This window comes from Nocardiopsis sediminis, assembly GCF_042650565.1.
GTDB classification, from domain to species: Bacteria; Actinomycetota; Actinomycetes; order Streptosporangiales; family Streptosporangiaceae; genus Nocardiopsis_B; species Nocardiopsis_B sediminis.
The window spans coordinates 1-10,449 of the sequence record NZ_JBHSBH010000026.1 but is presented as its reverse complement, the minus strand read 5'-3'; the positions used below and the strand labels follow the sequence as shown (position 1 = coordinate 10,449).

Sequence of the window (10,449 nt, the reverse complement as noted above, 5' to 3'; positions counted from 1 at the left end):
ACGAAGTCCACGGCGATGACACCGAGCAGCACGCCGATCGTGACTCCCCACACCAGGGGCGAGATGTCCAAGGTCCCGGTACTCCAGACGGGTCGCAGGTACAGGCGTCCCCGCCCCGGGCGCCCCGCACGGGCGCCCGGGAGCGAAGGGAAACGGTGTCAGGATGTGTCGCGGCGCCGGGCACGCGGCGCCCGGGCGCGGCGCCGGTCGAGGGCGTCGACCTGTTGCAGGTAGCGTTCGACCAGGTCGGCCGCCACCGGGTTGTGGCCGCGGATCCGGATGAACCAGTGCGGTGCCAGCCGTTCGTGCAGCCACAGGAACCCGATGGTGAACCCGACGCTCAGCAGCGCCTGGAACAGCAGGAACGCCGGCAGCGGCTCACGCAGCACCGAGTCGTGGCCCAGCACCTGGGCCACCGCGTACTCGTCGATCAGCCGGGCCAGCGGGAAGCCCACCAGCCAGTACAGCGCCGCCGGGCCCACCGCGCCCACGCCGAACCGGCCCGCGGCCAGCAGGGCGCAGTAGCCCGCCCCGAACAGGGCCAGCGGGACGCCCAGCGCCGCGGCGATCGTCGTGATCTGGACGAGGGGCAGCCCGGCCAGCGAGGCGACCGCCGCGGCGAAGACGCCCGCGACCAGCCCGATCGCGGCGCCGGGCGCGGCGACCTCGGCGTAGCGGACGGCGGTGGGGACGCCGCCCGCAGCCGCGATCTGCGCCCCCATCAGTTCACCACCACGCCGAAGGCGAACAGCGAGTAGAACAGCATGCCGAGGTAGAAGACCGCGGCGAAGCCGATCACCAGGTTGGAGACGATGCCCGGGCGGATCGGCTTGGGCAGTCTCAGGTTGTTCACCAGCAGGAGCACCACGCAGTAGGAGCCCATGGCGAAGGTGGACAGGAACGCCAGCACGTCCAGGATGGCGGCGGGGCCGTCGGCGGGCCCGAACAGCAGGATCCCGATGCCGAAGGCGATGAGCCCCCACAGGAAGAACGCATACAGCTTGGAGATGCTGAACCGCTTGGCGCCCGGCACGAAGAAGTACGTCATGTCGGCCTGGCCGCGGGAGAAGGAGTCGAACAGGCCCAGGGTGGCGTTGAGGCCGATGAGGGCGATGAAGCAGAAGAACACGGTGCCCAGGATGGGGCTGCCCGCCGCGGAGAAGGAGGCCGCCATGGCGTCGAGCGCCGCCTCGCGCTCACCGTCGCGGATGATCTGGGTGACCCCCGGGTCGATGCGGGCCGAGGCCTGGGCCAGCACCGTGAAGGAGATCGTCACCAGCATGGTGATGCCCCAGAAGAGGACGAACGCGTCGAAGGTGACCCACTTGCGCCACCCCTTCCACTTGCTCATCTCGGCGGGGTCGGAGGTGTCGAACATGAAGCCCCGGCTGGGCATGGACTCCTGGTCGTCGGAGTGGCGCAGGCCGCGGATGCGCGGGATGTGCGCGCCCATGCCCGCCCCCTTGTCGCGCAGGTGCAGCGTGTACCACATCTGCTGCATGCCCGAGGGGCCGGCGAAGGCGCACGCGCCCACGATGACGGGGAACCAGGCCGGGGAGAGGGCTTCCTCGGGCATGTAGCCGAAGGCGAACATGCCGGTGATCGTGGAGGAGAGGTCGGCGAAGCTGCCGACCATGGCCGCCACCACCGAGGTGCCCACCACGAGCAGGCCGATACAGATGGAGAGCAGGTTCTCCAGCAGGTTGTAGACCACCTTGGCCAGGGTGAACACCACCCCGACCAGGAGCATCCCGGCGATCGCCGATGCCTGCCAGGGGATCCCGGTGACCCGTTCGAAGGCCGATGCGCCGGCCGAGAGATGGCCGGGCCAGATATAGACCAGTATCGCCGTGACGAAGAAGAACCACATCAGCGGCTTGAACACACGGGCCGCGCCGAAGAAGATGCTCTCCCCGGTGGCCATGGCGTAGCGCGACATCTCCAGCATCACGACGGTCTGGAGGGTGACGCCGATCAGGAACAGCCAGCGGATCTCGGGCCCGAAGATCAGGACCAGCCGCGGCCACATGTAGGACTCGCCCATCCCGACGCCGAGCGCCACCAGGAAGACGGTCGGGCCGAGGATGTGGATGGAGGGCGGGGCCTTGGGCAGGGGCCGGATGGGCATCGGCTCCAGCTTGCCGGCTTTGTAGAAGCGCTCCTCAGCGGGGGCGGGCGCCGGCTGTGGGGTGCCGGAGCCGCTCTCGGGGGAGGGCGTGGCCCGTTGGGCGGGGACACGCGGCGGCGTGTGGGTCGTGGCCGGGTCGTCGCGGCTCAGGGGCCGGTCGGCGTTGACATCTGAGGAGTCCATGCGTGCAGTTCTCCCTCGCGGATGCGGGCGCGCGAGCGCCCTTCATACGCCCCCTGGCACTGCTGGTGGGACCTCCTTCGCCGGATGCGGGCGGACGGTGTGGGCGCCGGGGCCTGCGCTGGCGGAACGCGGGCCCCGGCGGCGGGCCCGGCGGCCGGCGATGGCGGATCGCCGGCCGCCGGAGCGACCTCGGCTGTGGGGGATGAAGAGGGATATCGGTGGTCATTGCAGGTGAAGCGGGTGAAGTCGTCCGATCAGAGTAGCCCGGCGGCGCGCGCCCAGCGATACTTCGCGCCCAGGACCTGGACCGGCTTCTCGGTGGTGTAGGGGTAGGCGACCACACCGTGCTGGAACAGGTGGGCGCTGGCGGCCTCGACCTCGGTGTCGCCCGACAGCGAGGCCACCACGGGCTTGTCGATGCCCGCGGCCCGCGCCTGGGCCACCACGTCGGCGACCAGCTCGGCGAAGACCATGGGCGGGGTGACGATCGTGTGCCAGTAGCCCAGGATCAGCGCGTGGATGCGCGGGTCCTCCAGGCCCAGCCGGATCGTCTTCTCGTAGGTCGAGGGCGGCTCGCCCCCGGTGATGTCCACCGGGTTGCCGGCCGCCCCGAAGGGCGGGATGAACGCGCGGAACGCCTCGTCGAGGTCGGGCGGGATCTCATAGAGGGACATCCCATTGTCGATGACGGCGTCGGAGAGCAGCACGCCCGACCCGCCGGCGCCGGTGATGATGACGACGTTCTCGCCCGTGGGCGCGGGCAGCACCGGCAGCGCGCGGCCGAACTCCAGCAGCTCGTTGAGGCCCGGCGCGCGCACCACCCCGGCCTGGCGCAGGATGTCGTCGTAGACCTTGTCGTCGCCGGCCAGCGCGCCGGTGTGGGACCCGGCGGCGCGTGCGCCGGCCGAGGTGCGCCCGGCCTTGAGGACGATCACCGGCTTGCGCGGCACGACCTCGCGGGCCGCCTCCACGAACGCCCGCCCGTCCTTGAGGTCCTCCAGGTGCATGGCGATGGCGTTGGTGTTGTCGTCCTGGCCGAAGAAGGTGAGCAGGTCGTCCTCGTCGATGTCGGCCTTGTTGCCGACGCCGACGATGGCCGAGACGCCGGTGCTGGTGCTGCGGCTGTAGCCGAGGATGGCCATGCCGATACCGCCCGACTGCGAGGTGAGCGCGGTGCCGCCGGCGACGTCGTAGGGCGTGCAGAACGTCGCCGACAGCTTCTGCGGCGTGTAGTAGTAGCCGTAGATGTTGGGGCCCAGGATGCGCACGTTGTGGCGGCGGGCGACCGCGAGCACCTCGTCCTGGAGCTCCTGCTCGCCGGTCTCGGCGAAGCCCGACGGGATGAGGATGGCCCCGGCCACGCCCTTGCGCCCGGCCTCCTCCAGGGTGGCGGCGACGAACTTGGCGGGCACGGCGAAGACCGCGACGTCGACGTCGCCGGGGACGTCGCCGATGCTCTTGTAGGCGGTGCGGCCGTAGACCTCGTCGGACTTGGGGTTGATCGGGTACACCTCGCCGGCGTAGCCGCCGTCGACGATGTTGCGGATGACCGAGTTGCCGATCTTGCCGGTCTCGTTGGAGGCCCCGATGATCGCGATGGAGCGGGGGGTGAAGATCCGGTTCATCGCGCCCAGGATCTCGTCGCGGTCGAACTGCTTGGGCCGCTGGGCCGGGGCGAAGTCGAGCACGAACCGCAGGTCGGCGGCGATGGCGTCGTCGGCCGTGGCGAAGACGGGGTTGAGGTCGGCCTCGGCGATCTCGGGGAAGTCGGTGACCAGGTCGGACAGGCGCACCAGCAGGTCGGCCAGGCGGTCGCGGTCCACGGCGGCGCCGCCGCGCACCCCGTCGAGGACCTCGGCGGCCTTGATGCCGCCGATCTGTGAGAGCGCGTCGGCGCGGGTGACCGGGGCCAGGCGGAACGCGACGTCCTTGAGGACCTCCACGAGCACGCCGCCCAGGCCGAAGACCACGATCTTGCCGAAGGTGGGGTCGGTGGTGGCGCCGACCAGCACCTCCAGGCCGGCGCCGATCTGCTGCTGGAGCTGGACGCCGTCGATGCGGGCGTCGGGGTCGTAGGCGCGGGCGTTGGCGACGATGCGCTGGTAGGCGGCCTTGACCTCCTGCGGGGAGGTCAGCCCGACCTCGACGCCGCCGGCCTCGGTCTTGTGCAGGATGTCGGGGGAGACGATCTTGGCGACGACCGGAAGGCCGAGTTCGACGGCGAGGGCGACCGCCTCGTCGGCGTCGCGGGCCAGCGCCTCACCGGGGACCGGCAGCCCGTAGGCGTCGGCCAGCGCCTTGCCCTCGGGTGCGGTGAGGGAGGTGCGGCCCTCGGTGCGGGCCCGGTCCAGCACGGCGCGCACGGCCTCGCGGTCGTAGCCGGGGTCGGTTGGGTTGGCCATGGTGTCAGATCACTCCGTTCGACTTGAGCGTGGTGAGGTCGTCCTGCGACAGCCCCAGCTCGCCCACGTAGACCTCGCTGTTGTGCTCGCCCAGCAGGGGGGAGCGGCGGATGTCGGCGGGGGAGGCCGACAGGCGGATCGGCAGCCCCACCGTCTTGTAGGTGCCGCGCTCGGGGTGCTCCACGGTGGCGACGATCCCGTTGGCGTTGAGCGTGGGGTCGTCGATGATCTCCCGCGTGGACAGGATCGGCCCGCAGGGGATGTTGTGGGCGTTGAGCGCGGCCAGCACCTCCCACTTGGGGAGCTTGGAGGACCACTCCTCGATCAGGGCGAAGGCCTTGTCGAGCTTGTCCAGGCGGGCTTCGGGGGTCGCCCACTCGGGGTCGGTGGCCAGGTCGGGCCGGCCGATGAGCCGGGTGATGGGCTCCCACCCGGGGGGCTGGATGATGACGTAGACGTAGTCGTTGGGGCCGCCGGGTGCGGTGCGCACCGCCCAGCCGGGCTGGCCGCCGCCCGAGGCGTTGCCGGAGCGGGGCACCTCGTCGCCGAAGCTGTCGTTGGGGTACTCGTTGAGGGGGCCGTGGGCCAGCCGCTGCTGGTCGCGCAGTTTGACCCGGCACAGGTTGAGCACGGCGTCCTGCATGGCGACCTCGACGCGCTGGCCGGTGCCGGTGCGGGTGCGCTGGAAGAGCGCGGCGAGGATGCCGGCGACGGTGTGCATGCCGGTCCCGGAGTCGCCGATCTGGGCGCCGGTGGCCAGCGGGGGGCCGTCCTCGAAGCCGGTCGTGCTCATCGAGCCGCCCATGGCCTGGGCGATGACCTCATAGGCCTTGTAGTCGGCGTAGTCGCCGGGGCCGAAGCCCTTGATGGAGGCGTAGATGAGCCGCGGGTTGGCCTCCTGGAGCACCTCCCAGGTGAAGCCCATGCGGTCCAGGGCCCCGGGGGCGAAGTTCTCCACCAGGACGTCGCTGGAGCGCACCAGGTCCAGGAAGATGCGCTTGCCCTCGTCGCTCTTGGTGTTGAGGGTGATGCTGCGCTTGTTGGAGTTCAGCATCGTGAAGTAGAGGCTGTCGACGTCGGGGAGGTCGCGCAGCTGGCGACGGGTGATGTCGCCGCTGGGCGCCTCCAGCTTGACGACGTCGGCGCCCAGCCAGCCCAGGATCTGCGTGGCCGAGGGACCGGACTGCACATGGGTCATGTCGAGGACACGGACACCGTCGAGTGCCTTGCTCATGGCGTCTGAGGCTCCCTACTTGTACATGGTCTGGTTCATCGTCCCGGGCGCGTAGACCTCGGGGTCGATCCAGACGTTGATCAGCGAGGGCTTGCCGGACTCGCGTGCGCGGCGCAGCGCCGGGCCGATCTCGGCGGGGTCGTGGACCTCTTCGCCGTAGCCGCCCAGCATCTTGGCAAACTCCGAGTAGCGGACGTCGCCCAGCGTGTTGCCGATCTCGCCGCGGTCGGCGCCGTACTTGGCGATCTGGCCGTAGCGGATCTGGTTCATGGAGGAGTTGTTGCCGATGACGCCGATGAAGGGCAGGTCGAAGCGGACCAGGGTCTCGAAGTCCCACCCGGTGAGGCTGAAGGCGCCGTCGCCGAACAGGGCCACGACCTCCTTGTCGGGGCGGGCGTACTTGGCCGCCAGGACGAAGGGGATGCCCACGCCCAGGGTGCCCAGCGGCCCGGGGTCGAGCCAGTGGCCGGGGGACTTGGGCTGGACGACCTGCCCGGAGAAGGTGACGACGTCGCCGCCGTCGCCGACGTAGATGGAGTCCTCGGTGAGGAAGTCGTTGATCTCGCTGACCAGCCGGTAGGGGTGGATGGGCGAGGCGTCGGAGCGCAGGAGCGGCGCGCGCTTGTCGAGCGCCTTGGCCTCCTGCTGGCGCAGCTCCTCCAGCCAGGCCTTGCGGCCCTGGGCGCCGGTGTCGCCGTAGGCCGATGCGGCCTGGAGGACCGAGGAGAGCACGACGTCGGCGTCGCCGACGATGCCGAGGTCGATGTCGCGGTTCTTGCCGACCGTGGCGTAGGAGAGGTCGATCTGGACGACGGTGGCGTCGGGGGAGAGGCGCTTGCCGTAGCCCATCCGGAAGTCGAAGGGGGTGCCGACGATGATGATGAGGTCGGAGTTGGCGAAGGCGTGGCGCCGGGAGAGCTGGAAGTGGTGCGGGTCGCCGGGCGGCAGGGTGCCGCGGCCGGCCCCGTTCATGTAGGCGGGGACGTTGAGCGTGCGTACCAGTTCGATGGCGGAGTCGGTGGCGCGGGTGGTCCATACCTGGCCGCCGAGCAGGATGCTGGGCCGCTCGGAGCGGATGAGGAGCTCGGCCAGGCGCTCGATGTCGGCGGGGTCGCCGGCCTGGCGGGTGGAGGCGCGGTAGCGGCCGGCCTCGGGGATGCGCGCCTTGTCGAGGGGGACCTTGGCGTCGAGGATGTCGCGGGGGATCTCCAGGAAGGAGGGGCCGGGGGCGCCGTTGAGGGACTCGCGGAAGGCCATGGAGACCAGGTCGGCGACGCGCTCGGTGTGGGGGACGGTCGCGGCGAACTTGGAGATCGGGCCGATCATGTCCACGTGCGGCAGGTCCTGGAGGGAGCCCATCTTGTGCTGGCTGAGGGCGCCCTGGCCGCCGATGACCAGCAGCGGGCTTTCGGCGCGGTAGGCGTTGGCGATGCCGGTGACGGCGTCGGTGGTGCCCGGTCCGGCGGTGACCACGGCGCATCCGGGTTTGCCGGTGATGCGTGCGTAGCCGTCGGCGGCGTGTGCGGCCACCTGTTCGTGGCGGACGTCGATGACGTCGATGCCCTCGTCGGCGCAGCCGTCGTAGATGTCGATGATGTGGCCGCCGCACAGGGTGAAGATCACGTCGATCCCCTCGGCCTTGAGGGCCTTGGCCACCAGATGGCCGCCGGAGATGGTGGCGTCTTCCCTCTTGTCGTCAGTCATCGCTGCGAACATCCCCTTCATTGGATACTGCATACCGTATGTTTTCCATTGCTACATGAGCGCCGGGCGCGTGTCTAGAGCGGAATGGTGCGAACCGGCAGCGGGCGCCGCAGGCGCCCCGCGATACCCGCCGCCACCAGGGCGCACACGCCCGCCACCGCGAAGCCCGCGGCGGCCCCCGAATCGGGCGCGAGCAGCAGGAGCAGCGCGGCGCCGCCCACGCCCAGCAGCCCGCCCAGCCCCTTGGCGCTGTAGACGAGCCCCTGGATGTCGGTGGAGTGGCGCGCGCCGAAGCAGTCCATCGCCAGCGCGCGGGTGAGCGGATAGCAGGCGCCGCCGCCCAGCCCGGCGGGCACCGCCAGCACCAGCAGCACCGGCAGACCGCCGCCCTCCCCGGTGGCGGCGGCCAACAGGCCGAACTGCGCCAGACCTCCGGCCAGCAGCGCGCCCGCCAGCACCCGGCGGCGCCCGCTGTGCTCGGCGCGCGCGGCCGCGGCCACCCGGCCCGCCCCGCTGGCGGCCACCAGCACCGCCGCCACCGCCGCCGCCGCGGCGGGGGAGTGGCCCTGGGCCAGCAGGAAGGCGGGCAGCACCGCCAGGTCGAACAGCGCGACCGCGCCCCCCAGGGCGAGGATCGCGTGCAGGGCGGGCAGCGCCCCGCTGCGCCAGGCCTGGGCGGGGGAGTGCTCGGCCCCGGCCAGCGGGTCGGCCCGGCCGCGCAGCGCCCACGCCCGCGGGTCGGTCCCGGGCGGCCACCAGTGCGCCGGGGGCGCGTGCAGCCGCGCCCCGCCCGCGGCGATGAGGACGCCGGCGGCGACGGCCAGCCCGGCGCAGGCCGGCCCCAGCGCAGCGGGCCCGGGCAGCAGCAGGGCGCCCAGGACGGCGGGCACCGCCCCCAGCGCGAACGCGCCCCCGGCCACCCCGGCGCGGGCCACGGGCCGCTCGGGGTACCAGGCGGCGACCACGTGCACGCAGGGGTGGTAGACCAGCCCGGCCCCCAGCCCGCCCAGGACGCCGTAGCCCAGCGCCGCGAGCAGGAGGGAGTCGGTCAGCCCGATGCTCGCCAGGCCGATGGCGCACAGAGGGGCCCCGGCCAGGACCGCCCGGGCCGGCGCGAGTGCGCCGCGGGAGTGCAGGCGCGCCAGGGGCACCGCCGAGGCGCCCTGCACCACCGTCCACACCAGCAGCGGCAGCAGCGCGCCGGCCGGGGTCCAGCCGTGCGCCGCACCCAGCGCCGGCACGGCCGCCCCGTAGGCGAACTGGAGCGTCCCGGCCGCCGCGACCGCCAGCACCGCGCGGCGGAGCTGGTGGCCGCGGCCCCGGCCGGTGAGGTCGCGCGCCGAGGCGCCGACGCGGTAGCGCCGTCCGCTCCAGTCGCGGAACTCGCCGTGCGGCGCGTCGTAGGGGGAGGGCAGATGGCCTGGGGGGATGACAGAGGGGGATGGTGCCACCACGGATCACCTCCAGCATTCTGTATGCAGTATGCGTCGCCGATGTGCGCCGTGGGAAGGGGGTGGCGCGGGGAATTCGGGGCGGCGCTGGGGTGGTGCGGGGGTGGGATGCGGGGTGGTTGCGCGCGAGGGTGGTCGTGACCAGGTGCAGGGTGAAACCGCCACGGAAGAGATATTGCATACTGCATACGATGTCGCGTATGACAGAGGCAGAGCCGAGAACCGCTATGGAGGAGGAGGCTCGGTGGACCTCTACGAGCACGAAGCCAAACAGCTCTTCGGCGAGCACGGTGTGCCGCTCGCCCTGCGACAACTCGCCGGCACCCCCGAACAGGCCGCGCTCAGCGCCGAGCGCCTCGGCGGCCGTGTCGTCGTCAAGGCGCAGGTCAAGACGGGTGGCCGCGGCAAGGCCGGCGGTGTGAAGGTGGCCGATGGCCCCGAGGACGCCCACGCCAAGGCCGAGCAGATCCTCGGCATGGACATCAAGGGGCACACGGTGCACCGGGTCCTGGTCGAAGAGGCCAGCGACATCGCCGAGGAGTACTACGTCTCCTTCCTGCTCGACCGCTCCAACCGCACCTTCCTGTCGATCTGCTCGGCCGAGGGCGGCATGGACATCGAGGCCGTGGCCGCCGAGCGCCCCGACGCCGTGGTGCGCACCCCCATCGACGCCCTCACCGGCCTGGGCCGCGACGACGCCGTCGCCATCTGCGCCAAGGCCGGCCTGCCCCCCGCGGTGCACGCCCGCGCCGCAGCGGTGCTCCAGCGCCTATGGGACGTCGCCACCGAGGAGGACGCCACGCTCGTCGAGGTCAACCCCCTGGCGCGCACCCGCGACGGCCGCATCCTCGCCCTCGACGGCAAGGTCACCCTCGACGACAGCGCCGCCTTCCGCCACCCCGAGCGCACCCCCTTCCACGACGACGGCGCCGCCGACCCCCGCGAGACCGCCGCCCGCGCCCGGGGCCTGAACTACGTCAAGCTCGATGGTGAGGTCGGGATCATCGGCAACGGTGCGGGCCTGGTCATGTCCACGCTGGACGTGGTCGCCTACGCCGGTGAGGCCCATGGCGGGGTGACCCCGGCCAACTTCCTCGACATCGGCGGGGGTGCCTCGGCCGAGGTCATGGCGAATGGCCTGGAGATCATCCTGGGCGACCCCGCGGTCAAGAGCGTGTTCGTCAACGTCTTCGGCGGGATCACCGCCTGCGACGCGGTGGCCAACGGCATCGTGCAGGCCCTGGAGCTTTTGGAGCAGCGGGGCGATGACGTGTCCAAGCCGCTGGTGGTCCGGTTGGACGGCAACAACGCCGAGCTGGGGCGGGCGATCCTGACCGAGCGGGCGCA

General features: G+C 71.9%; 7 protein-coding genes. 1 reads left to right on the top strand and 6 read right to left on the bottom strand.

Going from position 1 to position 10,449, the window contains the following annotated elements; all coding sequences use genetic code 11:
* Positions 1-158 precede the first annotated feature (158 nt).
* From ACFOVU_RS29145 to ACFOVU_RS29120, 6 genes are all read right to left on the bottom strand, one after another.
* The gene (locus ACFOVU_RS29145; RefSeq protein WP_378538699.1) at positions 159-722 is read right to left on the bottom strand and encodes a hypothetical protein; all 564 of its coding nucleotides are present in this window, start codon (positions 720-722) and stop codon (positions 159-161) included.
* A complete protein-coding gene (locus ACFOVU_RS29140) occupies positions 722-2,311 on the bottom strand; it encodes an Nramp family divalent metal transporter (protein WP_378538697.1) in 1,590 nt (529 codons plus the stop codon). Before ACFOVU_RS29140 ends, ACFOVU_RS29145 begins: the two co-directional genes overlap by 1 nt.
* Before the next feature lie 254 nt (positions 2,312-2,565).
* Positions 2,566-4,713: an acetate--CoA ligase family protein gene (locus ACFOVU_RS29135; protein WP_378538695.1), complete on the bottom strand. Its 2,148-nt coding sequence runs from the start codon at positions 4,711-4,713 to the stop codon at positions 2,566-2,568.
* Between the two features lie 4 nt (positions 4,714-4,717).
* The gene (gene frc, locus ACFOVU_RS29130; RefSeq protein ID WP_378538694.1) at positions 4,718-5,947 is read right to left on the bottom strand and encodes a formyl-CoA transferase; all 1,230 of its coding nucleotides are present in this window, start codon (positions 5,945-5,947) and stop codon (positions 4,718-4,720) included.
* 15 nt (positions 5,948-5,962) lie between these two features.
* Positions 5,963-7,651 (bottom strand): thiamine pyrophosphate-binding protein, encoded by a 1,689-nt coding sequence (locus ACFOVU_RS29125; protein ID WP_378538692.1) that lies wholly within the window; start codon positions 7,649-7,651, stop codon positions 5,963-5,965.
* Between the two features lie 74 nt (positions 7,652-7,725).
* The gene (locus tag ACFOVU_RS29120) at positions 7,726-9,102 is read right to left on the bottom strand and encodes an MFS transporter (RefSeq protein ID WP_378538690.1); all 1,377 of its coding nucleotides are present in this window, start codon (positions 9,100-9,102) and stop codon (positions 7,726-7,728) included.
* Positions 9,103-9,406: 304 nt separating this feature from the next.
* Between ACFOVU_RS29120 and sucC the strand changes: the two genes are divergently transcribed.
* Positions 9,407-10,449: ADP-forming succinate--CoA ligase subunit beta (sucC, locus tag ACFOVU_RS29115; RefSeq protein WP_378538701.1), on the top strand; the 1,043-nt coding region annotated here is incomplete at its 3' end.